The sequence below is a fragment of the Streptomyces sp. KR80 genome, assembly GCF_052245555.1.
Taxonomy (GTDB): domain Bacteria; phylum Actinomycetota; class Actinomycetes; order Streptomycetales; family Streptomycetaceae; genus Streptomyces.
Genome location: NZ_JBQQCD010000017.1, coordinates 112489 through 139461 on the forward strand (window position 1 = coordinate 112489; position 26973 = coordinate 139461).

20 protein-coding genes are annotated in these 26973 nt (G+C 70.8%); 8 read left to right on the forward strand and 12 right to left on the reverse strand.

Going from position 1 to position 26973, the window contains the following annotated elements; all coding sequences use genetic code 11:
* The first annotated feature begins 602 nt into the window (after positions 1–602).
* Positions 603–3401, forward strand: coding sequence for a SpoIIE family protein phosphatase (locus tag ACTWQI_RS22730; protein ID WP_443273197.1), 2799 nt, complete (start codon positions 603–605; stop codon positions 3399–3401).
* Between the two features lie 46 nt (positions 3402–3447).
* On the opposite strand, the gene ACTWQI_RS22735 is transcribed toward ACTWQI_RS22730, so the two are convergent.
* The 8 genes from ACTWQI_RS22735 to ACTWQI_RS22770 are packed head-to-tail and all read right to left on the reverse strand — an operon-like array spanning position 3448 to position 11364.
* Positions 3448–4647 (reverse strand): winged helix-turn-helix domain-containing protein, encoded by a 1200-nt coding sequence (locus tag ACTWQI_RS22735; RefSeq protein WP_443273199.1) that lies wholly within the window; start codon positions 4645–4647, stop codon positions 3448–3450.
* 10 nt (positions 4648–4657) lie between these two features.
* Positions 4658–5797: an acyl-CoA dehydrogenase family protein gene (locus tag ACTWQI_RS22740; protein ID WP_443273201.1), complete on the reverse strand. Its 1140-nt coding sequence runs from the start codon at positions 5795–5797 to the stop codon at positions 4658–4660.
* Between the two features lie 33 nt (positions 5798–5830).
* Positions 5831–7000, reverse strand: a complete 1170-nt coding sequence (locus ACTWQI_RS22745) for an acyl-CoA dehydrogenase family protein (protein WP_443273203.1) — start codon at positions 6998–7000, stop codon at positions 5831–5833.
* Positions 6978–7757, reverse strand: coding sequence for a thioesterase II family protein (locus ACTWQI_RS22750; RefSeq protein WP_443273205.1), 780 nt, complete (start codon positions 7755–7757; stop codon positions 6978–6980). Before ACTWQI_RS22750 ends, ACTWQI_RS22745 begins: the two co-directional genes overlap by 23 nt.
* A 7-nt stretch (positions 7758–7764) precedes the next feature.
* Positions 7765–9060: a sulfate adenylyltransferase subunit 1 gene (locus ACTWQI_RS22755; protein WP_443273207.1), complete on the reverse strand. Its 1296-nt coding sequence runs from the start codon at positions 9058–9060 to the stop codon at positions 7765–7767.
* Between the two features lie 2 nt (positions 9061–9062).
* Positions 9063–9998: a sulfate adenylyltransferase subunit CysD gene (cysD, locus tag ACTWQI_RS22760; protein WP_443273209.1), complete on the reverse strand. Its 936-nt coding sequence runs from the start codon at positions 9996–9998 to the stop codon at positions 9063–9065.
* A complete protein-coding gene (cysC, locus tag ACTWQI_RS22765) occupies positions 9995–10615 on the reverse strand; it encodes an adenylyl-sulfate kinase (protein ID WP_443273211.1) in 621 nt (206 codons plus the stop codon). The genes cysD and cysC overlap by 4 nt, the downstream gene beginning before the upstream one ends.
* Before the next feature lie 14 nt (positions 10616–10629).
* Positions 10630–11364: a sulfotransferase-like domain-containing protein gene (locus ACTWQI_RS22770; RefSeq protein WP_443273213.1), complete on the reverse strand. Its 735-nt coding sequence runs from the start codon at positions 11362–11364 to the stop codon at positions 10630–10632.
* 279 nt (positions 11365–11643) lie between these two features.
* Here ACTWQI_RS22770 and ACTWQI_RS22775 point away from each other — a divergent pair, with 279 nt between their 5' ends.
* The 7 genes from ACTWQI_RS22775 (at position 11644) to ACTWQI_RS22805 (ending at position 17626) form a co-directional block, all read left to right on the forward strand.
* Positions 11644–11808, forward strand: a complete 165-nt coding sequence (locus ACTWQI_RS22775) for a lysine biosynthesis protein LysW (protein ID WP_443273215.1) — start codon at positions 11644–11646, stop codon at positions 11806–11808.
* The gene (lysX, locus tag ACTWQI_RS22780) at positions 11805–12683 is read left to right on the forward strand and encodes a lysine biosynthesis protein LysX (RefSeq protein WP_443273217.1); all 879 of its coding nucleotides are present in this window, start codon (positions 11805–11807) and stop codon (positions 12681–12683) included. The genes ACTWQI_RS22775 and lysX overlap by 4 nt, the downstream gene beginning before the upstream one ends.
* Positions 12671–13726 carry an N-acetyl-gamma-glutamyl-phosphate reductase gene (gene argC / locus ACTWQI_RS22785; RefSeq protein WP_443273219.1) on the forward strand — a complete coding sequence of 352 codons (1056 nt, stop codon included), beginning with the start codon at positions 12671–12673 and terminating at the stop codon, positions 13724–13726. Before lysX ends, argC begins: the two co-directional genes overlap by 13 nt.
* Positions 13727–13795: 69 nt before the next feature.
* Positions 13796–14632 carry a [LysW]-aminoadipate kinase gene (locus ACTWQI_RS22790; protein WP_443273221.1) on the forward strand — a complete coding sequence of 279 codons (837 nt, stop codon included), beginning with the start codon at positions 13796–13798 and terminating at the stop codon, positions 14630–14632.
* Positions 14629–15762 (forward strand): M20/M25/M40 family metallo-hydrolase, encoded by a 1134-nt coding sequence (locus tag ACTWQI_RS22795; protein WP_443273223.1) that lies wholly within the window; start codon positions 14629–14631, stop codon positions 15760–15762. Before ACTWQI_RS22790 ends, ACTWQI_RS22795 begins: the two co-directional genes overlap by 4 nt.
* Positions 15762–16619 (forward strand): transketolase, encoded by an 858-nt coding sequence (locus ACTWQI_RS22800; RefSeq protein ID WP_443273224.1) that lies wholly within the window; start codon positions 15762–15764, stop codon positions 16617–16619. Before ACTWQI_RS22795 ends, ACTWQI_RS22800 begins: the two co-directional genes overlap by 1 nt.
* Complete coding sequence (locus ACTWQI_RS22805; protein ID WP_443273226.1) at positions 16616–17626, forward strand: transketolase family protein; 1011 nt, start codon at positions 16616–16618, stop codon at positions 17624–17626. The genes ACTWQI_RS22800 and ACTWQI_RS22805 overlap by 4 nt, the downstream gene beginning before the upstream one ends.
* A 79-nt stretch (positions 17627–17705) precedes the next feature.
* Here ACTWQI_RS22805 and ACTWQI_RS22810 read toward each other — a convergent pair whose 3' ends face one another.
* The 4 genes from ACTWQI_RS22810 to ACTWQI_RS22825 are packed head-to-tail and all read right to left on the reverse strand — an operon-like array spanning position 17706 to position 26891.
* Positions 17706–18056, reverse strand: a complete 351-nt coding sequence (locus ACTWQI_RS22810; protein WP_443273228.1) for a VOC family protein — start codon at positions 18054–18056, stop codon at positions 17706–17708.
* A 47-nt stretch (positions 18057–18103) separates the two neighbouring features.
* Complete coding sequence (locus ACTWQI_RS22815) at positions 18104–19444, reverse strand: MFS transporter (RefSeq protein WP_443273230.1); 1341 nt, start codon at positions 19442–19444, stop codon at positions 18104–18106.
* Positions 19445–19460: 16 nt separating this feature from the next.
* Positions 19461–23552, reverse strand: a complete 4092-nt coding sequence (locus tag ACTWQI_RS22820) for an amino acid adenylation domain-containing protein (protein ID WP_443273231.1) — start codon at positions 23550–23552, stop codon at positions 19461–19463.
* On the reverse strand, positions 23553–26891 hold the full coding sequence (locus ACTWQI_RS22825) for a non-ribosomal peptide synthetase (RefSeq protein ID WP_443273233.1): 3339 nt from the start codon (positions 26889–26891) through the stop codon (positions 23553–23555).
* Positions 26892–26973 lie beyond the last annotated feature (82 nt).

The following is a 26973-nucleotide window of genomic DNA, read 5'->3' on the forward strand; positions in this document are numbered from 1 at the left end:
CATGTGGAGAGCCGAAGACCAACCACGACGCGAAGGCGATCCCCGCGAGCACAACTACCGCACCGGCAAAGCGACGTAATCCGTGACCCATTCGTTCATGCTCCTCTACGGCCTGTGTTGGCCTCAACCATCAGGCCATGTGGTTTCACGCAAAGACGGGAAGCGGCCCACGCGCCGATGAAGAGCCGGACGAGCCGCAGAGGATACGCTGCGCTCGCGAAATGGCAAGATTTTGCGCGGGAATGCGGCGCTGTCCCGCCCACCAGGGAAATGACTCTGTGTAATAGGGCGACTTCTCGGCGGCTACGCGGGATGGGGCTGATCGGGCGCTGCCCGGTACGGGGGAATGGACGCCCGCTGCGTGAACTGCGGCGACGCGCGAAAACAGGCCGCTTACGGCAGGCTGGAATCGACCGCCCGTCCGGTCGCGGCACGTGAAGGCCGCCGGAGACGGCTTCTGTCATGCTGGCTGAGTATTACCCTGTTTTGCGTAGCCTTGGAAAGAGCTGTTGGCCGCAGGCGCGATCCGGGTGAGGGGAACGATGCGTATGGCGGACGCTCAGCATAGGAAAGAACTCATTGCACGCGGCCGTGATCGGTTTATGGCAGGTGACCCGGTCGCGGGGAGCGTGCGAGATCTGATCTTGTCCTCGTGGCAGCGCTGCCAATCGTTGGGCCTCCAGCCAGAACACATCGATGTTCCTTACCGAGATGCTTTCGACCAGGACAGTGACCTCGTCCGCGCGGCCGGGCCCGTGCTCGACCGGCTGCAAACTCTGATCACCGGCACCCCCGTGGGCGTGATCCTCACCGACACGCGGGGCTGGATCCTCGAACGCCGCGTCGGGGAACCCGAGATGGCCAGGGTATGCGACTCGACCCACGGCTTCCCCGGTTTCTGCCTCACCGAATCATTCGCCGGTACGAACGCCATCAACCTGGCGCTCAGGGAACGGCGCCCCTGCCGCGTCTACGGCCCGGAACACTTCGATCAGCGCCTGCAGACGGCGGACTGTCTGGCCGTCCCCGTGCGCGCCCCGCTCAACGGACGCATCGTCGGCGTCCTCAACGCCGCCTACCCGGCCGCGGATGTCAGCCAGGGGCCGGATGCCCTCATGTACAAGGCAGCCCTTGCTGTCGAGGAGCGGCTGCTGGAGCAGAGCTCAGAGCACGAGCGTGCCCTGTTGAGGGCATATCTGCAGGCCGGACACCGTGCGCGGCTGCCCGACGTCCCCCTGCCGACGGACGCTGCCGACCTCGACGTCCTGCCCGGCGGCATGTTGGGGCGCGAGGACCAGCTCATCCTGCAGGAGTCGGCCGCCGCACTGATCGCCTCGGGCGGTGCGGCCACCGTCGAGGTGCCGCTTTCCCGCGGACGGGTGGCCACGCTCCTGGCCAGATCGGTGGCCGAGGCCATGGAGGGCGTCGTCGTCGAGGTACTCCTTTCCGAAGGCTCACTGCAGAGCCGCCTCACCGTCGTCACACCATCGACGGACCATCCCGAGACCGCGCCGCAGCCGCCCCCCACCGCAGCCGCAGCCGCAGCCAGGAAAGCGGACCGCTTCCTGCAGGGCGTGGACCTGCTCCGGCAGAACGTGAACCACTACCCGCAGAACGTGCCGAGCCAGCCCGCACCGGAGGCGCACACCGGGGCGCACGCGGAGATCGCCGAACCACGCCTGCGGGGCTGGCCACTGATGATCGGCGAGCCGGGCGTGGGCAAGTTCGCCGTCGCGGCACGACGCCGCTTGGAGCTGCTGACCGAGGTCGGCGCACGCATCGGCACCACCCTGGACGTGACACGTACCGCCGAGGAACTCACCGAGGCGACGGTCCCGAGCTTCGCCGACTACGTCACCATCGACCTTTACGACTCCGTGCTCCGCGGCGACGAGCCCGCCCCCGCCAGCACGATGCGCCGTACCGCTCTCCACGGCATCCGGGAGGGCTGCCCCTTCCACTCCGTCGGTGAGCAGGTCGACTTCGCCCCCGGCACGTCGCAGGCCAGGTGCCTGGCCAACGGATGGCCGGTCCTGGAACCGGACCTGGAGTCCGCCGACGGCTGGCAGGCGCACACCGCCGAACGCACCGGGAAGATCCTGGAGCAGGGAGTCCACTCCCTCATCGCCGTTCCCCTGCGCGCCCGCGGGGTCGCCCTGGGCGTGGCCAGCTTTTATCGCGCCGAACAGCCGGCTCCCTTCGAGGACGACGACGTCTCCCTCGCCGAAGAACTCGTGGCCCGCGCCGCGGTCTGCATCGACAACGCACGCCGCTACACCCGTGAACGCACCATGGCCCTGGCGCTGCAGCACAGCCTGCTGCCCGGCGGTCTGCCCGAGCAGCGAGCGCTTGAGGTGGCCCACCGCTACGTTCCCGCGCGTTCCGGAGTCGGGGGAGACTGGTTCGACGTCATTCCCCTCTCGGGTGCCCGCGTCGCCCTCGTCGTCGGTGATGTGGTCGGCCACGGCATCCACGCGGCGGTCACGATGGGCCGGCTGCGCACCGCGGTGCACAACTTCTCGGCCTTCGACGTGTCCCCCGACGAACTCCTCGCGCACCTTGACAACTTGGTCGACCGCATGGACCAAGAGGCCTCAGGAGGCGGTGGCGATGCCGTCATCGGAGCCAGTTGCCTGTGCGCGATCTACGACCCGACCAGCCGCCGCTGCACCCTGGCCCGCGCCGGTCATCTGCCACCGGCGCTCGTCCACCCCGACGGCACCGTGTCCTTCCTCGAACTGCCCGCAGGACCACCGCTCGGTCTGGGAGGCATGCCCTTCGAATCGGCCGAGTTCGACCTCCCCGAAGGCAGCCAACTGGTGCTCTACACCGACGGCCTCGTCGAAGACCGCACGTCCGGTATCGACACCGGACTGGAGCAGCTGCGCCGCGCCCTCGCTCACGCGGACCGCTCATCAGGGGACACCTGCGAGGCCGTCATCGCGAGTCTGCCCCCTGCCCGGCCCTGCGACGACGACCTGATCCTGCTCGTCGCCCGCACCCACGCCGTGGACCCGGACAACATCGCTCGCTGGGACCACCTCCCCGCCGACCCGGCCATCGTCCCGGCGATACGCGCCGCCGTCACCCGGCAGCTCGACGCCTGGCAATTGGAGAACGCCGTCTTCACGACGGAGCTCATCCTCAGCGAACTGGTCGCCAACGCCATCCGCCACGCCGTCGGCCCCATTCAGGTGCGCTTGATCCGCGACCTGACCCTGATCTGCGAGGTCTCCGACCGCAGCAGTACGGCCCCCCATCTGCGTCAAGCCGCCGCCACCGACGAGGGCGGCCGCGGTCTGTTCCTCGTCGCCCAGCTCGCGCATCGCTGGGGCACCCGCTACACCCCCCACGGCAAGACCATCTGGGCGGAGCAGCCGCTCGCGGCGCGCTCCCGGTGAGGACCCCGGAGGTGCCGCTGTCGCGCGGCGGGACGGCGCCGCGGCGTCAGTCGCCGAGTTCCGCGATCAGCGCCGCGGCCGCCTCGCGGTCGTCACAGCGCTCGATCCGGACGCTGTCGCAGCCCACCCATTCCGCGGCCTCGCGCAGCGCCTGCGCCATGGCGGATACGGCCTTCCTGCCGCGCAGCGACACTTGCCTGGCCACCAGAGTCCGGCCCTCACGGGCCGGGTCCACCCTGCCGACCAGCCTTCCCCCGGCCAGCAGCGGCATCGCGAAGTAGCCGTGGACCCGCTTCTGCTTCGGTACGTACGCCTCGAGACGGTGCGAGAAGCCGAAGATCCGCTCGGTGCGCGGCCGCTCCCAGATGAGGGAGTCGAACGGGGACAGCAGGGTCGTACGGTGGCGGCCCTGCGGCGGCGACGCAAGGGCCGCCGGGTCGGCCCAGGCAGGCTTGCCCCAGTCCTCGACCTCGACCGGCACCAGACCGGAATCCTCGATCACAGCGTCGACCTGCTCGCCCTTGAGGCGGTGATAGTCCGCCAGGTCGGAGCGGGTGGCCACGCCCATCGCCGCGCCGGCCTGGGCGACGAGACGCCGCAGGCACTCGGCGTCGTCCAGGTCGTCGTGGTACAGCGCGTCCGGGATCGCGCGTTCGGCCAAGTCGTAGACCCGCTTCCAGCTGCGGCGCTCGGTGCAGACGACCTCGCCGAGCATCAGCGCCCGCTCGACGGCGACCTTCGCCTCGCTCCAGTCCCACCACGGGCCGCCGTTCTTCGCCCCGCCCAACTCCGTGGCGGTCAGCGGCCCCTGGGTCCTGATCTGGTCGATGACCGAGTCGTACGCCTCCTTGGGCAGGTCGTGGTACCACTTCGTACGGGCCCGGTACGCGCGGCGCCGGAAGGCGAAGTGCGGCCACTCCTCGACGGGCAGGATGCAGGCCGCGTGCGACCAGTACTCGAAGGAGTGGGTATCCGTCCAATACGCCGCCTCGACCGTGGGGCGGCCGACGGCGCCCAGCCGGGCGTACGGCACCAGCTCGTGCGAGCGCGCCAGCACCGAGATCGTGTCCAACTGCACCGCACCCAGGTGCCGCAGTACCCCGCGTACCCCGGCCCGGCGGTCCGGCGCCCCCAGCAGCCCCTGGGCGCGCAGCGCCAGGCGCCGCGCCTCGTCGGCGGAGAGGGCCAGCGTGGCTGCGGGCGCGGGTGCCGAGGGGGCCGTGGCGGTGGATGGCGTGTTGGTCATGCTGCAAACCCTAGGAAAGTGATGGCGTCCGGTCGGCGTGTTTCGCCAAGAGCAACGGTAGGACCTCGGCCCGGAGCCGGGCCGGGGAGCCCAGCGCGACCGATTCCACCGCGGCCCGTCGGTAGAACAACTGCGCATCGCAGGCCTCGGTCATGCCCCGTGCGCCATGGATCTGCAGGGCGTCCCGGCTCGCCTCCCGGGCCAGGTCGCCCGCCATCGCCAGGGCCTGCGCGGCGGTCAGCCGGGGATCGACGCCGCTGTCCGCCTCCCAGGCGGCGGCCCGCGTGAGCATCCGGGCCGCGTCGATGCGAGCGGCCGTGCGGGCCAGCCGGAAGGCCGGCGCCTGCCGGCGGCCGAGCGGGCCGCCGAACTGCCGCCGCTCCTTGGCGTACGCCGTCGCGAGCCGCAGCGCGCCCTGGCTGAGGCCGACCAGACAGGCGGCCTGCACGATCCGGGCAGAGGCCAGGAGCCGGCGCCAGGCGCCCTCCGGGTCGGAACCCAGGTCCAGCCAGTACGCGACCGGGGTGCCGGAGAGCCGTACCGCGTACAGCTCGCCGCGACCCAACTCCTCGTGCCTGCGCAGCCGGACGGTGGGGTGGTCGCGCCGCACCAGGGCCGTCCGCCGCACGCCGTCCGCTGTACGCCCGGGGATCAAGAGGTAGTCGGCCTCGGCGGCGTACGCGACGAAACGGCGCTCCGCCGTGATCGTCTCCAGCGCCTCGTCCGTCACCAGCGGCGCCTCGTCGGGCCGCAGTGCGCCGTCGCGTACGGCGGCGGCGACCGGCGCACCTGCCCCGATCTCCTTGCGGAACCGGTCGCGGGTACCGCCGGGCGCGCTGCGCAGCAGGGCTTCGGCGGCGAGCACGGTGTCCGGCAGTGGCCCCTGGTAGAGCACCTCGCCGAGCCGCTCGGCGACCACCGCCAGACTCTGCAGCCCGTGGCCATCGCCGCCCAGCCGCAGCGCTCCGAGGTCGGTCAGCGCCTGCCACAGCATCGCGCGGAGCGGAGCGTTGTCCGGGGCTTCGGCGGTGGCGTCGCCGTGCCTCGGCCGATCCGCCATCCGCCGGATGAGCGGGGCGAGTTCTTCGTCGAGCAGCTCGGTGCACACCCGGTGCAGTTCGCGCTGCTCCGGGGCGAGGGTGACGTCCATCGTGAGTCGAGTCCTTCGTCCGGCGGCGGTGGCTCAGGCCAGCAGCCCGAGGCCGGTGGAAGCGATCAGCGTGAGCATGACTTCGGAGGTTCCGGAGGCCAGGGTGAGCCCCGGGGCCTCCCGGTAGGCGGCTTCCAGGAGGCCGAGTTCCAGAGCCTCCTCGTCGTCTCCGGCCAGAAGCGCGTCGAGCCCGGTCGTCTCCGCGGCGGCCATCGCCACCTCGCGGCCCGTCTCGCCCGCCCAGAACTTGGCCACGGCGGACTCCACGTCGTCGGTGCGGTCCGCCTGCAGATTGTTCACACAGCGCCAGGCCAGCAACCCGGCCGCCCGTACGTCCGCGTCGAGCGCCACGAGACGCTCCCCCTCCGCGCCCGCCCCCACGTCCACGGTCACGTCCGCGGCGGCGGCCGCGGCGCGGTCGAGCGCCGCGTCCAGCCAGCGGCGCGCCTTCGCCTGGAATTCGACGCCGGTGCGCTCCAGGCCGAGCACCTTGCCGATGATCTGCCAGCCGTCGTCGACCGTGCCGAGGACGTCCTCGTCGGTGACCCTGATACCGGAGAGCGACACGTCGCAGAAGCGGTCGTCACCGATGTTCCACAGCGGCTCCACGGCCACGCCCGGGGTCTTCATCGGCACGATGAAGACGGTGATTCCGTGGAATCTGACCTCGGAGTCGGTCGTTCTGGCCGCGCAGAGCGCGAAGTCGGCCAGGTGCGACTTGGCGCTGTAGATCTTTCTGCCGGACAGCCGCCAGCCGTCGCCGTCGCGCTCGGCACGGGTCCGCAGCGCAGCGAGGTCGGAGCCCGCCTCCGGCTCGCTGAACAGTACTCCCGCCGCGCTCTCGCCACGGGCGATGGGTGGCAGCAGCCGCTCCTTCTGCCGGTCGGTGCCGTACAGCAGCAGCGCGAGGCCGACGATGTCGATGCTGAGCGTGTGCACGATGTCGGGCACACCGTGGGCGATCAGCTCCTCGGTGAGAATCGCCTTCTCCGCGATCGTACGGCCCCCGCCGCCATACCGCTCCGGCCAGTTGGGGGCCAGCAGGCGACGCTCGCCCAGCCTCCGGTAGACGTCGAGCAGTCCGCCCTCGGCACCAGGGCGGGTGCGGACCGAACGGGTCTCGGCGCGCACCTCGTCGGTGTCGAGCAGCGCGCGGACCTCGTCCCGGTAGGCGCGCTGCTCAGGCGTCAGTGAGAGATCCATGGGCACCTCCGGTCTCCGCCAGTGCCTGCCGCATGCCGTCGGCGAGTACCTCGACCAGAGCCTCCGGGGCGTTGAGGAACGCGTAGTGCTCCCCCGGGAGCACCGTCGGGTGGAAGCGGCCGGGTTCCGCGTACTCCTCCCAGCCGCCCATCTGGCCGGGGCGGATCTCGCGGTCGGCGTCCCAGCCGATGGCATGCACGGCGCTCGGCAGGCGCACCGGCTTGTCCAGCTGGTAGCCGCGGTTGGCGGCCACGTCGGCGCGCAGCACGCCGAGGCTCATGTCGATCAGGTCGGGGTGTGGATTGCCGCCCATCGCCCGGGTCAGCTCGGCCAGCTCCACGGCCAGTTCGGCGTCGGTCATCCCGAGGAACCGCCCGAAGGGGCCGTCGTGCGGGGCCACTTGGGAGGACATGAAGAGCCGGTCCGGGGCGGGCATGCCCTCCCGTACGAGGTGCAGCGCGGCGGCGAACCCGGGCAGGGCGCCGCCGCAGTGGCCGAAGAACCCGAACGGGCGGTCCAGGTAGGGCAGCAGGGCCTCGGCGAGTGGCCCGGCCAGCTGCTCGTACGTGCCGTAGTGCGGCTCGCGCAGCCGGTTCTCCCGGCCGGGCAGCTGGATCAGACAGACCTCGGCCGGTCCGATCAGCCGCGGCCACCGGTGGTACATCGACGCTCCGACGCCGGAGTAGGGCAGGCAGAACAGCCTGGTGGGCGCGTCACCCTTGGGCCGGCGCAGCAGCCAGCGGGGGGCAGGGGCCATGACGTGGTCACCTCGCGATCGGCACGAATGCCGTGCCTGTCATGCCGGCGGTGAGGGTGGTGCCGTCGGCCGGGTCGATGAGGAGGAAGGAGCCGGTGCGGCGGGAGTCGGCGTACGGGTCGAGTGCGAGCGGCTCGGCAGTGCGTACGAGCACCCGACCGATGTCGTTGGCGGCCAGCTCGCCGGGGAATGGATGCTGGGAGAGGTCGTCCAGGGTGAGACGGGAGGGGACGTCCTTGACGACGGCCTTCACGGTCCGGGTGGTGTGCTTGAGCAGCACGCGGTCGCCGACCCGCAAGGGCCGTTCGTGGAGATGGCAGACGGTCGCCTCGATGTCCTGACTCGGATTCGGGGCCCGGTCCGTGGGTGTGATGAGGTCGCCGCGGGAGATGTCCAGGTCGTCGGCGAGCAGAACGGTGACGGACTGGGGTTCCCAGGCCGCATCCACAGCCCGGCCCAGTGCGTCGATGCCTTCGATCGTGCTGGTACGGCCGGAGGGGAGGACGGTGACGGGGTCGCCGACGCGCAGGACGCCGGAAGCGATCTGGCCGGCGTAGCCGCGGTAGTCGGGGTGTTCGGCGGTCTGGGGGCGGATGACGTACTGGACGGGGAAGCGGGCCGGGTCGTCGGAGGGGTCGGTGCCGACGGGCACGGTCTCCAGGTGCTCCAGCACGGTGGGGCCGCCGTACCAGTCCATGGTCGCCGACGGGGTCACCACGTTGTCGCCGGCCAGGGCCGAGATCGGAATCGCGCTGACCTCGGGGACGCCGAGCGAGGCGGCGTAGCCGGTGAACTCCTCGGCGATGGCAGCGAAGACCGGCTCGGCGTAGTCGACGAGATCCATCTTGTTGACCGCCAGGACCACGTGCGGGACCCGCAGCAGCGCGGCGATGGCCGCGTGGCGGCGGGTCTGCTCGACCACGCCGTTGCGGGCGTCGACCAGGATCACGGTCAGCTCGGCCGTCGAGGCACCGGTGACCATGTTGCGGGTGTACTGCACATGGCCGGGGGTGTCGGCGAGGATGAACCGCCGCCGCGGGGTGGCGAAGTAGCGGTAGGCCACGTCGATGGTGATGCCCTGCTCCCGCTCCGCGCGCAGCCCGTCGGTCAGCAGCGCCAGGTCCGGGGCCTCCTGCCCGCGGCCCAGGGAGGCGCGCTGCACGGCCTCCAGCTGGTCGGCCAGCACCGCCTTGGAATCGTGCAGCAGCCGCCCGACGAGGGTGGACTTGCCGTCGTCCACGGAACCGGCGGTGGCAAAGCGCAGCAGGGAGGTGGCAGCGGTCTGCTCGATGATCGTGCTCATGGTCAGAAGTACCCCTCGCGCTTACGGTCCTCCATCGCGGCCTCGGACAACTTGTCATCCGCCCGCGTTGCGCCCCGCTCGGTCAGCCTCGAGGCGGCGATCTCGGCGATGACCTGTTCGATGGTCACCGCGTCGGAGTCCACGGCACCGGTGCAGGACATGTCGCCGACCGTGCGGTAGCGGATGAGGCGCTTCTCAACGGTCTCGCCATCCTTGGGGCCGCCCCACAGGCCGGGAGCCAGCCACATGCCGCCTCGCTGGAACACCTCGCGCTCATGGGCGTAGTAGATGGCCGGCAGTTCGATCTCCTCCCGGGCGATGTACTGCCACACGTCCAGCTCGGTCCAGTTCGACAGCGGGAAGATGCGGACGTGCTCGCCGGGGGAGTGGCGGCCGTTGTACAGCTGCCACAGCTCCGGGCGCTGACGCCGCGGATCCCAGCCGCCGAACTCATCCCGCAGGGAGAACACCCGCTCCTTCGCCCGCGCCTTCTCCTCGTCGCGCCGCCCGCCGCCGAAGACCGCATCGAAGCGGTTCTTCTCGATCGCATCCAGCAACGGGACGGTCTGCAGCGGATTGCGGGTGCCATCGGGGCGCTCGCGCAGCGTGCCGACGTCGATGAACTCCTGCACGGAGGCGACGTGCAGCCGCAGCCCGTGCCGGGCCACCGTGCGGTCCCGGTAGTCGATGACCTCCGCGAAGTTGTGCCCGGTGTCCACGTGCAGCAGGGCGAAGGGCACCGGCGCCGGGGCGAACGCCTTCAACGCCAGGTGCAGCATCACGATGGAGTCCTTGCCGCCGGAGAAGAGAATCACCGGCCGCTCGAACTCCCCTGCCACCTCACGGAAGATATGCACCCCCTCCGACTCCAACGCGTCCAGATGCGTCAGCGCGTACGGGTTCTCGGTGCCCCCGCGGGTCTGTGCAACCGTCGTCACGCCAGCCCCCTTTCGACGAGCAGCTTGTGCAGCACGGTCGCGGACTCCTCGACCGTCCGGGCATGCGTGTCGATCCGCAGGTCGGGCGACTCCGGCTCCTCGTACGGATCGTCGACCCCGGTGAGACCGGAGATCTCGCCCACCGCCTGCTTCGCGTACAGCCCCTTCACGTCCCGCTCCGCGCACACCTCCACCGGAGTCGCCACATGCACCTCCAGATACGTGGTGTCCGACGCCTCATGGCGGCTGCGCACCGCTTCCCGCGCGTCCGCGTAGGGCGCGATCACCGGCACGAGGACCGTGATGCCGTTGCGGGCGAGGACTTCGGCCACGAGGCCGATGCGCTGCACGTTCGTGGTGCGGTCCGCCCGGCTGAAGCCGAGTCCCGCGGACAGGAAGGCCCGGATCTCGTCGCCGTCGAGCACCTCCACGCGGCGCCCGTCGCCGCGCAGCCGCTCCGCCAGCGCGTGGGCGATCGTGGTCTTGCCCGCGCTCGGCAGTCCGGTGAGCCAGATCGTCGCGCCGGGCCAGCAGGTGCATCGAGCCGGCGGGTTCGGGGCCGGTGCGCTCCGCGCCCGTACGCTCCGCGGGCGTGCGCTCGTCGGCTGTGTGTTCATCGGCAGCACCCGGCTCATACGGCCAGCCGGTGGGCGTGCAGCTGCTCGTAGAACGGCAGATGGTGCTCCAGATAGCCGCCGAGCACCGGGTGCGCCGCCACATCGATGCCGTAGTCCCGTTGCTGTGCGCGGAAACCGCTGCTCGCGCTCACGTCGGAATGCCAGCGATCGCTCGGCTGCCACTCTTTCCGGGATTCCGGCTGCCAGTTGAGGGCTTTTTCCACAAAGGGAATGGCGACCGCGTCGGCGTATGCCCTGACGAGCGCCTCCGGCTTCCGGATGAGATCGTCCGCGTCCACCACCACCGGAGTCTTTCCCGTACTGTCCCGGACGGCCTGGAACAGCTCGTACTGCGCCTCGAAACCGATCTGGTGGCGCCGCACCTCGGGGTTGATCGCGTGGTACGAGGCGATGGTCTCGGCGGGGTGCCGGATGATGAAGGTGTGCACCGCGTCCCGGGCGAGAAACTCCCGGTCGGCGAGGAGGCCCGGGTACCGCTCGTCGGTAGTGTCCTTGAAGAACAGCGGTGCGCGCGAGCCCAGTTCGCGTACGGTGGCGAGCAGTTCGCCCTCGCTCCGCAGAGTGCTGCCGCCGGCCTCGACCTCGCCGAATTCGGCGAGGTAGGAGAAGGGTTCGTGCAGCACCTGGAAATCCCCGCGCTCGCACATCATGCGGAAGAACGCCGTGGAACGGCTGCGCGGAGCGCTCCACAGCGCCAGGATTTTCGGTCGTGTTCCAGTGACTGACACAAGAATTCCCCTCCACAGTCCGCGACGTCCGCGCCGGCCCAGTCAGTCACGGTCCGCAGAACGCTGTAAAGAGCGGACGGCTCCGCACGCCCGAAGAGCGACACAGCGTCGACACGGCGTCCATCTACGGGGGACGCCGTGTCGACGCCATACGTGCCCGACGGGCCGGCCGGTCAACGGAGTTCTTGGGCTCGTTCATCAGCGCGATGGACGCAGCCACGGCGGCCCACCGGATCTACTAACCAGTGATTCGCAGGAAACCCGGAAAGGAACGCCGGCATGGTCGTCTGTCCCGAGTGCGAAAGCTCCGTTGCTCTCCTGGCGGAGCCGAAAGTGAGCGAGATCGTCGAGTGCGGTGACTGCTCGAGCGAGCTGGAAATCCTCACCACCGACCCGCTGCAGGTCGCCCTCGCCCCCGAGGTCGAAGAGGACTGGGGCGAGTGACCGGCGCCACGCGCCCGGCGCCGCTCGCCGTCGTCGCCTCCCGGCTGCGCGCCGACGAGAAGCGCATCCTGGAGGCCCTCGACCGCCGCGGAGTGCAGTACGAGTACCTCGACAGCCGGGCGCTGTGGCGGATGCTCGAGCGGTCGGAGGCGCCGTGGCAGACGGTGCTGAACCGCGAGATCGGCCATGCGCGCGCCCTGTACGCGGCCCGGGCCATGGAGGCGGCGGGAGCGACCGTGGTCAACTCGGCCCGGGCGATCGAGCTGTGCGGCGACAAGTACCGCACGTCGGTCGCCCTGCGCGACGCCGGGCTCCCCACGCCCCGTACCGCGCTCGCCCTCACCCCCGAGGCCGCGCTGGACGCGCTGGACGCCATCGGTTATCCGGCCGTGGTGAAGCCGCTCACCGGGTCCTGGGGGCGGCTGGTGTCCCGGCTGCCGGACCGGGAGACCGCGGAGACGGTGCTGGAGTACGTGGCCGCGCTGCCGTCTCCGGCCTCGCACATCGTCTACGTACAGGAGCTCGTCGCCAAGCCGGACCGGGACATCCGCGTGGTCGTGGTGGGCGACGAGGCGCTCGGCGCCGTCCACCGGCGCGGCACGGGCTGGCGCACCAATGTGGCCAGGGGCGCGCTGACCGAGCCGTGCCCGCTCTCCGATGAGCTGGCCAAGCTGGCGGTCACGGCGGCACAGAGCGTGCAGGCCGACATCGCCGGAGTCGATCTGATCGAGGACGCCGACGGTGGTGTCCTCGTCCTGGAGGTGAACCACGGCGTGGAGTTCTCCGGCTTCCAACGTGCGCTCGGGCCCGGAGTCCCGGTGGCCGACCGCATCGTCGACCAGGTGATGGCGAGGTCGCAGCCGTGCTTCGGATAGCTGTCGCGGGGGCTTCGGGATACATCGGCGGGGAACTGCTCCGCCTGCTGATCGGTCACCCCCGGGTCGAGGTCGTGCTGGCCACATCGGACACCTTCGCCGGCCGCCGGGTCGACGGCCCGCACCCGAACCTGCGGGGGCGCACGGACCTGACCTTCGCCGCCCACGACCTGCTGCCGGCGGCTTCCGGGGACTACGACGTCCTGTTCCTGGCCCTGCCGCACAAGCGAACCATGCAGCGGATGGCCGAGTACCTGGAGCTGGCGGACACCGTCATCGACCTGTCCGGGGACTTCCGGCTCCATGACCCCGAGGTCTTCGCCCGGTACTACGAGACGGACCACACGGCGCCCGCCCTCCTCGCCACCTTCACCACCGGGCTGCCCGAGTGGCACCGCGACGAACTGCGCGGCAGCAACCGGATCTCGGTGCCCGGCTGCATGGCGACCGCCGGCATCCTGACCGTCCGCCCGCTGGCCGAGGCAGGGCTGATCGAGGGCCCGGTGGAGGTGGACGCCCGTACCGGATCCAGCGGCTCGGGCGTCTCCGCCGGGCCGGCGAATCTCCATGCCGAACGCAGCGGCGCGATGCGGGTCTTCGCACCCGCCGGGCACCGGCACGAGGCCGAGATCGCGCAGGCGACGGGCCTGCCGGTGCGGATGACGGCGACCGGTGTGGAGGCGGTGCGCGGCGTGCAGGTGCTGTGCCGCGTACGACTGGCCGACGGCACGCACGCGTCGGATGTGCGGGCCGCCTTGCGGAAGGCGTACGCGGGCGAGCCCTTCGTCCGGGTCGTGGCGCACAAGCGCGGGGCCTACCGGCTGCCGGAGCCCAAGATCCTGGCCGGGTCCAACTTCTGCGATGTGGGTTTCGCGGTGACCGAGCCCGCCGGCGATCCGGCGGACGGTACGCACGCGACGCTGATCGGCGCGCTGGACAACCTCGTCAAGGGAGGTTCCGGCAACGCCGTTCAGTGCCTCAACGTGCGTTTCGGGTGGCCGGAGGAGACCGGTCTGGAGTTCCCGGGACTGCACCCGAACTGACGCCACCGCCCACACCCGAGTCGAGCACTCCCGAGGCGCCGAAGCGCTATCGAGGCAGGGGACGAGAGAATGGAAGAGACCATCGTGGTCAAGTGCGGTGGCAACGCCGCCGTCGACCCACTGGCGGTATGCGAGGACATCGCCGCACTGACCCGCGACAGCCGCCCCGTGGTTGTGGTCCACGGCGGCTCTGCCGACATCGAGCGCCTGGCCGGACGGCTCGGCGTCGAGTCCCGCCGCCTGGTCGCCCCCGACGGGGTGTCGGCACGTCACACCGACCGGGCCATGCTCGAAGTGGTGCACCTGGCGCTCGCCGGCCTGGCCAAACCGCGCCTGGTGGCCGCCCTGAGCGCGGCCGGGGTGTCCGCCGTCGGCCTCACCGGCCTCGACGGCGGCCTGCTGCGGGCCCGCCGCAAGACTGCGCACCGGGCGGTGGTGGCGGGCAGGCGGGTCGTGGTCAGGGACGACCACAGCGGTCGGATCACCGAGGTGGACGCCGGGCTGCTGCGCGCCCTGCTGGCGGACGGCCGCACCCCGGTCGTCTCCCCGCCCGCCGTGGCCGAGGACGGCGGGCCGGTGAACACCGATGCGGACCGGGCCGCCGCGGCCGTCGCCGCCGCTCTCGGCGCGAGCACCCTCGTCCTGCTCACTGGTGCGCCCGGGGTGCTCACGGACCCGGCGGACGACGACTCGGCGCTGCCGGTGTGCGCCGTGACGCCGTCCGGCCCGCCGCCGTTCACCGGCGGCGGGATGGGACTCAAACTGGTCGCGGCCCGGGAGGCGCTGCAGGGCGGGGTGGGCCGGGTGCTGATCGCCGACGGCAGGTGCCGGGCCCCGGTGCGCACGGCGCTGGAGGGGCGGGCCACCACGGTCGTCGTCGACGAGGCGATCGGGGCGGCGCGATGACCGCGGGCACTGGCAGCGGCGACTACTCCGGCGCCGGCACCGAGCCGTACGCCATCGGCCTGCTGCGCAGCATGCTGCAGATCCCGTCCCCCTCCTACGGCGAGTCACGCCTCGCCGCGCATCTGGTCACGGTGATGCGGGAGTTGGGGTTCACCGCCTACGTGGACGAGGCGGGCAACGCCGTCGGCGAGATCACCCGCGGCCCCGGCCCGACCGTGATGCTGCTCGGCCACATGGACACCGTGCCCGGCACCATCCCGGTGCGCGTGGAGCACAACCGGCTGTACGGCAGAGGCGCGGTGGACGCCAAGGGCCCGCTGGCCACGATGATCTGCGCGGCCGCCGACGCCGTGGACTTCCACGGCCGGATCGTCGTCGTCGGGGCGGTGGAGGAGGAGACCCCGCTGTCCCGTGGCGCGGTGCACATCCGCCGTACCCACCCGCGGCCGGACGCGCTGGTCATCGGCGAACCGAGCGGCTGGCAGACGGTCGTTCTCGGCTACAAGGGCAAGCTCGACCTGCGCTACCGGGCGGAGTGCCCGCCGACCCACCCCAGCAACCCGGTGCCCAAGGCCTCCGAACTGGCCTGCGCGGCCTGGGCCACGCTCCTGGACGTGCTCGGCCCCGACGCGGGGCACGGCGATTTCGGCACTCCAGGGCCCACGCTGGTGTCGATCCGCGGCGATCTGTCCTTTGCGGAGGCCGAGTTCAGTGTCCGCACGCCGCCCGGCTACGACTCCGAGGCGCTGGTGGCCAGGCTCTCCGAGCGACTGCCGCAGGGCAACCTCGAGGTGATCAACACGGTGGCGGCGGTCCGGGTGGGGCGTGCCGACCCAGTGGTCCGTGCCTTGTCGGCCGGCATCCGGGAACAGCAGGCCCGCCCCGCGTTGAAGGTGAAGACCGGTACCTCCGACATGAACACGCTGGCCGAGGACTGGCACATCCCCATGGCCACCTACGGGCCCGGAGACAGCAGGCTCGACCACGCGGACGACGAGCACATCCTGCTCGGCGACTTCCTGCGCGGCGTCGACGTGCTCACCCGCGCGCTCCATGAGCTCAGTGAGCACTTCGCCCCCCGGAACCGGCTGTCGCTGGTGCCCACGATGCGTACGAGCGGTGAGGATTGATGGCTGATACAGCGGTGACCGAGGACGAACGGCAGCTGTCGGAGCACGCGCTCCGCGTCCGCGAGCTGATCGTGGAGATGTGCGCCAACCCGGAGGGCGGTCACCTGGGCGGCTCGATGTCCCTGGTGGAAGTCCTGGTGACGCTGTATCACTCGGTGCTGCGCATCGACCCCGAGCGGCCGCAGGCACCCGACCGGGATCTGCTGGTGCTGAGCAAGGGCCACGGCGCGATCGGGCTGTACGCGGCCCTGGCGGAGCGCGGCTTCTTCCCTCCGGAGCAGCTCGCCGAGTACGGCCGACCCGACAGTGTCCTCACCGCCCACCCGAACCCCGCGGTACCCGGCGTGGAGATGCCGACGGGTTCGCTCGGGCACGGGCTGCCGCTGGGCGTCGGCTTCGCCCTGGATTTCCGGCTGTCGGGCAGCGACCGGCGCTGCTTCGTCGTACTCGGCGACGGCGAACTCCAGGAGGGGTCGGTGTGGGAGGCGGCGATGGCGGCGAGCTCGCACGGCCTGGACCGGCTGGTGGCGGTCGTCGACCGCAACGGTCTGCAGATCACCGGGTCCACCGAGGACGCGGCGGGGCTGGAACCGCTCGCCGACCGCTGGCGCAGTTTCGGCTGGGCCGTGCACGAGGTCGACGGGCACGACGTCGGACAGCTGCGGACGGCCCTCGGAACCGCTCCGCAGGTCGCGGGCCGGCCCACCGTGGTCCTCGCACGCACCGTGAAGGGCAAGGGCCTGCCGTACGTCGAGGGTCAGGCCCGCAGTCACTACGCCCGGCTGGCCGGGCGGCAGCACAAGCGTGCGCTCGCGGTACTGGCCGCCCAGCGCAGGAGAAGGGAGACAACGGCATGACGGCGATGGCGGCGGAACCCCGTCCGGTGGCCACCGAGGAGGCGAAGCCGGACCCGCGTCCGGGCCGCGAGGTGTACCGCGATGTGCTGGCCGAACTGCTCGGCCAGGACGAGCGGCTGGTCTGCCTCGACAGCGACACCGGCCTGTTCTCGTCCGTGGACTGGGGCAAGGCCCAGGAGCGCTACATCAACCTCGGCATCGCCGAGCAGAACCTGATGGGCGCGGCCGCCGGGCTGGCCAGGTCGGGGCGTATCCCCTTCGTGAACACGATGGCGACCTTCGCCGCCACCCGGGCGCTGGAGTCGGTGAAGCTGGACATCGCGATGAACAACCTGCCGGTGCGGATCGCCGCCACGCACGGCGGGCTGTCCGCCGGGCATCTCGGCTCGACCCACCACTCGCTGGAGGACCTGGGGGTGATGCGGATGCTTCCGCACATGACGGTCCTCGCCCCGGCGGACGCGGCGGCCACCGAGGAGCTGGTGCGCGCGTGCGTCGATGTGCCGGGGCCGGTGTATCTGCGGCTGGGCCGCGGCGCCACCCCCGACCTCGGGCCCGGGCTGCCACCGCTGCGGATCGGCAGGGCGCAGCCCCTGCGCGAGGGCGGCGACGTCACTCTGGTCGCCACCGGGCCGTATCCGGTCCTCGCGGCCCTGTCCGCGGCGGACGAACTGGCCGCCGAGGGCATCGCGGCGACCGTGCTCAACATGCACACCGTCAAGCCGTTGGACACCGCGGCACTGGCCGCCGCGGCGGAGACGACGCTCGGCATCGTCACCGTGGAGGAGCACTGGGCGGCGGGCGGTCTGGGCTCCGCCGTGGCCGAGGTGGTCGCCGGGCTCGGCGCGGGGTGCCCGGTGCTGCGGGTCGCCGTGCGTGACACCTTCGCCGCCGGCACCGGCGGACAGCGCCATCTGCTGGAGCGCAACGGCATCACGGCAGAGGCGGTCGCCGCCCGGGCGCGGCAGGCCGTACACGGCCGCGGGGGCGCCGGCTTCTCGCGGTGAGTGCGGAGCGGGAGAGACGGAGAGACGAGGAAGCGCCCCGGCCGGACGGGCCGGGGCGCTTGCCGTGGTGCCTGCGCTGTCAGTCGCGTTCGCCGGTCACGCAGAACTCGTTGCCCTCCGGGTCGGCCAATACCGTGTGGCTCTCGAACTTGCCGAGGACCCGGGCTCCCAGACCCACCAGTCGCTCGATCTCCGCGCTCGCCGAACTGTCCGCCGTGGGGCCGATGTCCAGGTGCACCCGGTTCTTCCCCGCCTTCTCCTCCGGCACCTGCATGAAGTAGATGCTCACGCCGTCGCCCGGATTGCGGACCACGGCCTCCTCCGGGCTCGACCAGTCGGCCTTCTCCCACCCCGTGACGCCCGCCCAGAATCCCGCGAGCCCGGCCGCGTCGGCCGCGTCGATCACCACGTTCTGCAGCTGGATACCCATGCCTTCCGTCCTCTTGAAGGAACCACGCAACACGAACTGTCCGAAATCTAGTGGGACTCGCCCGCGTCGGCGCAGGACGCGGTACCCGCACCGGCGTGTTCCCGCCAGCTCTCGTCCGGCACCACCTCGGACAGGTCCCGCAGCCGCGGGAGCGGGGAGCGGGCGATGAACAGCAGGGCGGTGAGCGTGCCCAGGCCGACCACCACGAGGGTGGCCCGCAGGCCGATCTGACCGCCGAGCCAGCCGCCGGTCAGCGAGCCGAGGGCCGCGGTGCCGGTGACCAGGAAGCGGTAGCCGGCGTTGGCCCGGCCCAGGATGTCGGACGGCACGACGGTCTGCCGCAGGCTCATCACCTGGATGTTGCTGATGACCACACCCATGCCGTTGAGCAGCAGGGCGAAGCCGACGACCGGCACGGTGACGAGCAGCCCACCGTCGGCGGCCGGGATGATGAGCGGGGCGGCACAGGCGACCACCATCGTCACCATGATCGAGCGGCCGATACCCCACCGGCGCCCCAACCGGCCGGCCACCAGGCTGCCCAGGAAGGCGCCCACCCCGGTCATCGCCATCACCCCGCCCAGCGTGGCCGCCGAGAAGTGGAGTTCGCGGGAGAGATAGAGGATGAGGACCGCCCACAGGGCCTGGTTGAAGAAGTTGTAGGTGGCGGCCTCGCCGGCGATGGCGCGCAGATAGCGGTTGGACGCGACCAGACGCAGTCCGGTGCGGATCCGGGCCACCACCGACCCCTCCGCGGCCGTTGCCTTGGGCCGGGCCTCCGAGCGGCGGATGAACAACAGCGAGACGGCGGAGACGAAGTAGGTGGCGGCGTCGATGAGCACCACGACGGGCGCGGTCAGCAGACCGACGAGCACACCGCCCAGGCCCGGCCCGCTGGCCTGGGCGAGCGACCGGCTGCCCTCCAGCTTCCCGTTGCCCTCGATCAGCTGCTCACGCCCCACCAGCGACGGCAGATACGCCTGGTAGGCCAGGTCGAACAGGACGGTGAGCGTGGCGGCGACGAACACGATGACGCTCAGCAGCTCGACCCGCAGCACCCCCAGCGCCATACCGATCGGAATGAACCCCAGGATCACCGCACGGCCGAAGTTGGCGCCGATCATGATGGGGCGCCGCCGACGCTGGTCGATCCACACCCCGGCGAGCAGCGTGAAGAGCATGTAGGGGGCGAACTGTGCGGCATTGAGGACGCCCATCTGGAACGGGGTCGCGTCCAGTGTCGTCGCAGCGAGCAGCGGGATGGCCAGCAGGGAGATCTGCGCGCCGAACATCGACAGGCTCTCGGCGGACCAGAACTTCAGGAAGTCCGCGTCCCGCCACAGCCCGCCCGGCCGGCCATCGGTCGGTATCTCTGGTCCCTCGTGCATAGGTCTGTCGTCCTCACTACTCGTGGTCCAAGCACTGCTGCAGGGTGCGCGCCAGCGCCGGCAGATGCGGGGGCCGGAGCATGGTGTGGTGGGTGCCCGGTACGACGTGGTGGTCCAGGCCCCCGGTCGCGAAGGTCCGCCACCAGTCGGCCTGATCGTCCGGCGCGGCCGCGGCGCTCAGCAAGGTGACCCGCCCGTCGTACGGCATCGGCCGGTGTACGTGGTAAGCCCGCGCGTTCGTCGTGAAGACCTCGATGCGGGTGCGGACCTCGTCACGTACTCCGGCCGGGATCAGCCCGGCCTGCTCCAGCACCGGCAGAACCGCGTCGACCTGCTGGGCCTGCGGCAGTCGCCGCAGCCGCGCCACGTCGACGGCAGGCGGCTCGGTCCCTTCAAGACCGGCCAGGTCGTGGGCGAAGGCGGCGAGCAGCTCCGCCTGGCCGGGCGGCTCCGCCGCCTGCGGCGGCACACCGGTGTCCAGCAGCGCGACCATGGCCACCTCCTCGCCCGCGGCGCGCAGCCGGGCGGCCATCTCCAGGGCCACCGAGCCGCCCAGGGACCAACCCGCCAGGTAGTACGGACCGGTTGGGCGTGCCTCGCGGACGGCGGCCAGGTAGGAGTCGGCGGCCTCCGCGAGGCCGCCGACCGCTCTCGCGCCGGCGAGCCCCGGATGTTCCAGGCCGTAGACCGGGATCTCCGGGTCGAGCAGCCGGGCCAGCGGGACATACGGCACGACCGTGCCGCCCACCGCGTGCACCAGGAACAGCGGCGGCCTGGTTCCGGTGGCCCGGAGGGGCACCAAGGGCGACGGCTCGTCGTCGGCCGGGCTCCGCCTGCTCCGGCCGGTGGCAGTACGTCCCGTCGTACCGCGCGCCTCGGCCGCCCGCATCGCCTCGTCGATCCGCGCGGCGAGATCGCGCAGCACGGAGTGCACGAAGAGTGCCCGGGGCGGCAGGGTGATGTGGAAGGTGTCGCGGATGCGGGAGATGAGGCGGGTGGCCTGGAGGGAGTTGCCTCCGAGGTCGAAGAAGCCGTCGTAGACGCCGATGGTGTCGAGCGGCGCGTCCAGCAGTCCGTGCCAAATCTTGGCGAGTTCCCGCTCGGTGGCGGTCTCCGGCGGGGTGTACGACCGCGCCTGCGCCGTCGCCGGCTCGGGCAGTTTGGCGTGATCGAGCTTGCCGTTGGGGGTGAGCGGAAGCGCATCGAGCACGAGCACCTGGGACGGGACCATGTGCAGCGGCAGGCGCTCGGTCAGTTCAGTACGGACCCGGCCGGCATCGACGGCGCCCGGTGCGTCCGGCACGGCGTAGCCGATGAGTCGTGCTTGGGGAGTGCCGGGGTGGTGGACGGTGACCACGGCCTGGCGAACCCCAGTGGATTCGGTCATCGCATTCTCGACTTCACCGAGTTCGATCCGCAGACCGCGGATCTTCACCTGCCGATCGGCACGCCCCAGGAACTCAAGATTGCCATCCTCCCGCCACCGCACCACATCACCCGTGCGATACATCCGCCCACCCGCATCGGAGAACGGATCCGGCGGGAAACGCTCCGCGGTCAGAGCAGGCTGGTGCAGATAGCCCCGGGCCAACCCGGTACCAGCGATGAACAACTCCCCCGGCACCCCCACCGGCACCAGCCGCAGCTTGGCATCCAGCACATACGCACGGTGATTGGCCATCGCACGACCAATCGGCGGAGCACTGCTCAAACCCTCCGGCGGACACCGGTAATCCACACAGGCCACCGTCGCCTCGGTCGGGCCATAACCGTTATGGAACTCCCGCCTTTCACCACCCCACCGATTGACCAACTCAGCCGGAAACGCCTCCAGACCCACAAACAACGCCCGCAAATCCGTCAACGGCTCCGGATCCAACAACCGCAACACCGCCGGCGGCACATCCGCCACCGTCACCCGCTCCTCGGCCAACAACCCCTGCAAACCATCCGGATCCAACAACCGCTCACGCGGCGCACCCACCACCGCCGCACCCGAACCCAGCGCCCCATAAAAATCAAACACCGACACATCAAACGCCGGATTCGCAAACTGCAACAACCGATCCCCCGGACCGATCCGGAACAACTCCCGCGCATTCACCACGAAATTCACCGCAGCCCGGTGCGAGACCATCACCCCCTTCGGCACACCGGTGGAGCCAGAGGTGAAGATCACATACGCCAAATCATCCGGAACCGCACCCCCGACTGGCCGCGCCTCAGGTAGCTGCGCCAACCGTGCCTGAACCTGCGGATCATCCACACACACCCGCGCCACCGACCCCGGCAACAACTCCGCCAACGCCCGCGTCGTGACCACCACCGGCACCCGCGCATCCCCAAGACACCTAGCGTGCCGCTCCACCGGATGCTGAGGATCAAGCGGCAGCCACGCACCACCCGCCTTCAACACCCCCAGCTGCGCCACCGGCAGATCCAAACTCCGATCCAACAACACACCAACCACCGCGCCCGGACCCACACCGAAGTCCACACACAGCAACTGCGCTAGCCGGTTCGCCGAGGCGTCCAGCTCCCCATACGACAACTCCACGCCCTCAAAGCGCATCGCCACCGCCGACGGAGCCACACCCACCTGCCGCTCCACCACCTCGTGCAGCAACAGACCATCCTCACTCCGCACCACCGGCACCGGATTCCACTCCTCCAGCACCCGCCGCCGCTCCACACCCCCCACCAACTCCAACTCACCCATCGCAACATCCGGAGCACCCACCCCCTGCTCCAACACCGAGCGGAAATGATCGACCAACCGCTCCATCCGCCCCCGCTCAAACAACTCCGTCGAATACTCGACGACGACCTCAAGCCGTCCGTCCGCGGCCTCGATCACGGTCACCCCGACGTCGAAGCGGGACGTGGTGTCGTGGTCGGCGAGCGGCTCGACATCGATGCCGGGCAGGCCGAACCCGCGCCCCGTCGTCCCCGCAGCCTGCAAGGTGAGGCTGACCTGGAACAGCGGGTTTCGGCTGGGGTCGCGTTCGGGCCGGAGGGCGTCGACCACCATGCCGAACGGCACATCCTGGTGGGCGAGGGCGCCCAGTACGGTGTCGTTGCACCGCCTGAGCAGTTCACGGAAGGTCGGGTCGCCGGCCGTGTTCGTCCGCAGCACCAGCGTGTTGGCGAAGAACCCGACCAACGGCTCCACCTCGGACCGGGTACGCCCCGAGAACACCGACCCGACCGCCAGATCCTCCTGACCCGTATACCGCGTCAGCACCGTCAAGAACCCCGCCTGCAACACCGCGAGCAGCGACGTCTGTTCGGTGCGCGCCAGCTCTCGTAGGCGGTCGCCGAGGCGCGCGGACAGCACGGTCTCCAGTGTCGCCCCCGACCAGGCCGGGACCGGCGGACGGGGCCGGTCCGCGGGGAAGTCCAGTACGGACAGGCCGTCCAGCGTGCGGCGCCAGTACGCCAGCTGCCGCTCCTGTACCTCCCCGGTCAGCCGGCGTCGCTGCCACGCCGCGAAGTCGGCTGCCTGCAGCGGCACATCGGGCAGCTCCATGCCCTCGTACAGCGCCGCCAAGTCCTGGACGATGACACCGGTCGACCAGCCGTCGGTCACGATGTGGTGCAGGCTCATCGTCAGGATGTGGTCGTCGTCGGCCAGCCGCAGCAGCCTGGTACGGAACAGGGGACCGGCGGCCAGGTCGAACGGACGCACCGCCTCCTCCTCGACCAGACTCCGCACCCGCGCCATGGGCACATCGGTCACCGGAAGGTCCCAGGCGGCGGGCGGCTCGTCGACGGCGAGTCGCGGCTCACCGGCTTCGCTGACGAAGCGGGTACGCAGGCTCTCGTGGCGGCCCACCAGCCGACGGAAGGCCTCGCGCAACGCCTCGGTGTCCAGCTTCCCGCGCAGCCGCAGCGCGAACGGCACGCTGTAGACCGGCGATGCGGGGTCGAGCTGATGCAGCAGCCACAGCCCCTCCTGTTGGTAGGAGGGTGCGAGCAGGCCGTCGCGCGGCACCGGGGTGATGCGCTCGCGGTCGGCCTGGGCGGCGCGCCGCTGCCGCATCCGCAGCTCCAGCAGAGCTCGGCGCTTCTCCTCAGTCGTCGTGCGGCGGGCGTCGGTCTCCGTCATTTACGCCTCCTCGCCGAGCAGGCGGTCGAGTTCCTCCTCGGACAGCCCCGCGATCTCCGCCTCGAGGTCCTCGTCCACGGCGGCCGCGGCGAGCTCCTCGTCGATCCGCGCGGCAAGGTCGCGCAGTACGGGGTGGACGAAGAGCAGGCGGGGTTCGAGATCGATCCCGAAGGTGTCGCGGATGCGGGAGATGAGGCGGGTGGCCTGGAGGGAGTTGCCTCCGAGGTCGAAGAAGCCGTCGTATCCGCCGATGGTGTCGAGCGGCGCGTCCAGCAGTCCGTGCCAGATCTTGGCGAGTTCCCGCTCGGTGGCACTGCCCGGTGGCACGTGGGTGCGTGCCGCTCCTTCCCGCGGCTCGGGAAGCTTGGCGTGGTCGAGCTTGCCGCTGGGGGTGAGCGGGAGTGCATCGATGGCGATCAGCTGGGCGGGGACCATGTGCTGGGGCAGCCGGTCCATGAGCCGGGTGCGCAGGGCTTCGACATCCGGGTCCTGGCCGGGCTCGAGTACGGCGTAGCCGATGAGTCGTGCTTGGGGTGTGCCGGGGCGGTGGACGGTGACCACGGCCTGCCGGACACCGGTGGATTCGGTCATCGCATGCTCGACCTCACCCAACTCGATCCGCAGACCGCGGATCTTCACCTGCCGATCAGCACGCCCCAGGAACTCCAGATTGCCGTCCTGGCGCCACCGCACCACATCACCCGTGCGATACATCCGCCCACCCGCATCGGAGAACGGATCCGGCAGGAAGCGTTCGGCCGTCAGACCAGGACGACGCAGATACCCACGCGCCAAACCCACGCCCGACACAAACAACTCCCCCGGCACCCCCACCGGCACCGGCCGCAGCTTTGCGTCCAGCACATACACACGATGATTGGCCATCGCACGACCAATCGGCGGAGCACTGCTCAAACCCTCCGGCGGACACCGGTAATCCACACAGGCCACCGTCGCCTCGGTCGGGCCATAACCGTTATGGAACTCCCGCCTTTCACCACCCCACCGATTGACCAACTCAGCCGGAAACGCCTCCAGACCCACAAACAACGCCCGCAAATCCGTCAACGGCTCCGGATCCAACAACCGCAACACCGCCGGCGGCACATCCGCCACCGTCACCCGCTCCTCGGCCAACAACCCCTGCAAACCATCCGGATCCAACAACCGCTCACGCGGCGCACCCACCACCGCCGCACCCGAACCCAGCGCCCCATAAAAATCAAACACCGACACATCAAACGCCGGATTCGCAAACTGCAACAACCGATCCCCCGGACCGATCCGGAACAACTCCCGCGCATTCACCACGAAATTCACCGCAGCCCGGTGCGAGACCATCACCCCCTTCGGCACACCGGTGGAGCCAGAGGTGAAGATCACATAGGCCAAATTGCCAGGCCGCGCACCACCCTCCGGGCGACTCTCCGGCACCTGCGCCAACCGCGCCCGCACCCCCGGATCATCCACACACACCCGCGCCACCGACCCCGGCAACAACTCCGCCAACGCCCGCGTCGTGACCACCACCCCCACCCCCGCATCATTGAGACAGGTGGCGTGCCGTTCGGCCGGGTGCTGGGGGTCAAGCGGCAGCCACGCGCCTCCCGCCTTCAACACCCCCAGCTGCGCTACCGGCACCTCCACGCCACGGTCCAACAACACACCGACCACCACATCCGGACCCACACCGAAATCCGCACGCAGCAACTGCGCTAGCCGGTTGGCCGAGGCGTCCAGCTCCCCGTACGAGACCTCCACGCCCTCAAAGCGCATCGCCACCGCCGACGGAGCCACACCCACCTGCCGCTCCACCACCTCGTGCAGCAACAGACCATCCTCACCCCGCACCACCGGCACTGGATTCCACTCCTCCAGCACCCGCCGCCGCTCCACACCCCCCACCAACTCCAACTCACCCATCGCGACATCCGGAGCACCCACCCCCTGCTCCAACACCGAGCGGAAATGATCGACCAACCGCTCCATCCGCCCCCGCTCGAACAACTCCGTCGAATACTCCAGCCAGACCCGGAGCCGCCCGTCCGCCGCCTCGTTCACCTGGAAGGCCAGATCGAACCGGGAGGTGCCGTTCTCCACGGGCATCGGCTCCACGGCGAGCTCTCCCAGGCCGAACTCGCCGGTCATGGCGCCGGTCAGCAGGGTGAAGCTGATCTGGAACAGGGGATTGCGGCCGGGGGTCCGCTCCGGCCGGAGTTCCTCGACCAGGGTGCCGAAGGGGATGTCCTGGTGCTCCAGGGCGCCGAGTACGGTCTCCTGGCAGCGACCCACCAGCTCACGGAAGGTCGGATTCCCTGCTGTACTCGTCCGCAGCACCAGTGTGTTGGCGAAGAACCCGACCAACGGCTCCACCTCGGATCGGGTACGCCCCGAGAACACCGACCCGACCGCCAGATCCTCCTGACCCGTATACCGCGTCAGCACCGTCAAGAACCCCGCCTGCAACACCGCGAGCAGCGAGACGCGTTCGATACGCGCCCAGTCCCGCAGGGCGGCGCCGAGACCGTCCGGCAGGTCGAGCTCCAGCTCGGCGCCGGCCCAGGTGGGCCGGGACGGCCGGGTGCGGTCCGCCGGGAAGTCGATGGTCGGCACTCCGTCGAGGGTCGCGCGCCAGTAGTCGGTCTGGGCGTGCAGCCCGTCACCGGCGAGCCGCCGCCGCTGCCAGGCGGCGTGGTCGGCGGGCTGCACGGTGAGTTCGGGCAGCTCGCGGCCCTCGTAGAGCGCCGCCAGCTCCTTGGTGACCACGCCGACCGACCAGCCGTCGGTCACGATGTGGTGCAGGCACAGCACGAGGATGTGCTCGTCGTCGGCCAGCCGCAGCAGCCTGGTACGGAACAGGGGACCGGCGGCCAGGTCGAAGGGCGCGCGGGCCTCGGCCTCCACCAGCTCCGTGGCCCGCGCCCGGCGTTCGGCCCCGGGCAGCTGCGACAGGTCGGTCACCGGCAGCGGCCATCCGGCCGGGGCTTCGTCCACCAGCTGGTAGGGGACGCCGTGCTCGGAGCCGAAGCGGGTGCGCAGGCTCTCGTGACGACCCACCAGCCGCCGCAGCGCCTCGCGCAGCGCGCCGGTGTCCAGCTCGCCGCACAGCCGCAGCGCGAACGGCACGTTGTAGACGGGCTGTTCCGGCGCCAGTTGGTGCAGCAGCCACAGGTGCCGCTGCTGGTCCGAGACCTGCAACTGTCCCGTGCGCGCGACGGGCTGAATGCGGTTGCGCTCCGCCGCGGCGGAGCGCTGCCGGCTCAGTTTCATGTCCAGCAGCGCGCGCTTGATGTCGGAAAGACTGCCTGTGCCGGACGTGTTCTCGCCCAGTCCCGTCATCGTGACTCCTCCGCAAGGACGACCTGATCCGACGCTAGCCACGGGCGCCCGGCACCGCGTCCACGGTGGTGTGGAGCCGTGG

Coding starts and splice junctions, on each gene's coding strand:
- ACTWQI_RS22730 (WP_443273197.1), top strand. CDS start 603: ATGGCAGGTGACCCGGTCGCGGGGAGCGTGCGAGATCTGATCTTGTCC.
- ACTWQI_RS22735 (WP_443273199.1), bottom strand. CDS start 4,647: ATGACCAACACGCCATCCACCGCCACGGCCCCCTCGGCACCCGCGCCC.
- ACTWQI_RS22740 (WP_443273201.1), bottom strand. CDS start 5,797: ATGGACGTCACCCTCGCCCCGGAGCAGCGCGAACTGCACCGGGTGTGC.
- ACTWQI_RS22745 (WP_443273203.1), bottom strand. CDS start 7,000: ATGGATCTCTCACTGACGCCTGAGCAGCGCGCCTACCGGGACGAGGTC.
- ACTWQI_RS22750 (WP_443273205.1), bottom strand. CDS start 7,757: ATGGCCCCTGCCCCCCGCTGGCTGCTGCGCCGGCCCAAGGGTGACGCG.
- ACTWQI_RS22755 (WP_443273207.1), bottom strand. CDS start 9,060: ATGAGCACGATCATCGAGCAGACCGCTGCCACCTCCCTGCTGCGCTTT.
- cysC (WP_443273211.1), bottom strand. CDS start 10,615: ATGAACACACAGCCGACGAGCGCACGCCCGCGGAGCGTACGGGCGCGG.
- ACTWQI_RS22775 (WP_443273215.1), top strand. CDS start 11,644: ATGGTCGTCTGTCCCGAGTGCGAAAGCTCCGTTGCTCTCCTGGCGGAG.
- ACTWQI_RS22790 (WP_443273221.1), top strand. CDS start 13,796: ATGGAAGAGACCATCGTGGTCAAGTGCGGTGGCAACGCCGCCGTCGAC.
- ACTWQI_RS22795 (WP_443273223.1), top strand. CDS start 14,629: ATGACCGCGGGCACTGGCAGCGGCGACTACTCCGGCGCCGGCACCGAG.
- ACTWQI_RS22800 (WP_443273224.1), top strand. CDS start 15,762: ATGGCTGATACAGCGGTGACCGAGGACGAACGGCAGCTGTCGGAGCAC.
- ACTWQI_RS22805 (WP_443273226.1), top strand. CDS start 16,616: ATGACGGCGATGGCGGCGGAACCCCGTCCGGTGGCCACCGAGGAGGCG.
- ACTWQI_RS22810 (WP_443273228.1), bottom strand. CDS start 18,056: ATGGGTATCCAGCTGCAGAACGTGGTGATCGACGCGGCCGACGCGGCC.
- ACTWQI_RS22815 (WP_443273230.1), bottom strand. CDS start 19,444: ATGCACGAGGGACCAGAGATACCGACCGATGGCCGGCCGGGCGGGCTG.
- ACTWQI_RS22820 (WP_443273231.1), bottom strand. CDS start 23,552: ATGACGGAGACCGACGCCCGCCGCACGACGACTGAGGAGAAGCGCCGA.
- ACTWQI_RS22825 (WP_443273233.1), bottom strand. CDS start 26,891: ATGACGGGACTGGGCGAGAACACGTCCGGCACAGGCAGTCTTTCCGAC.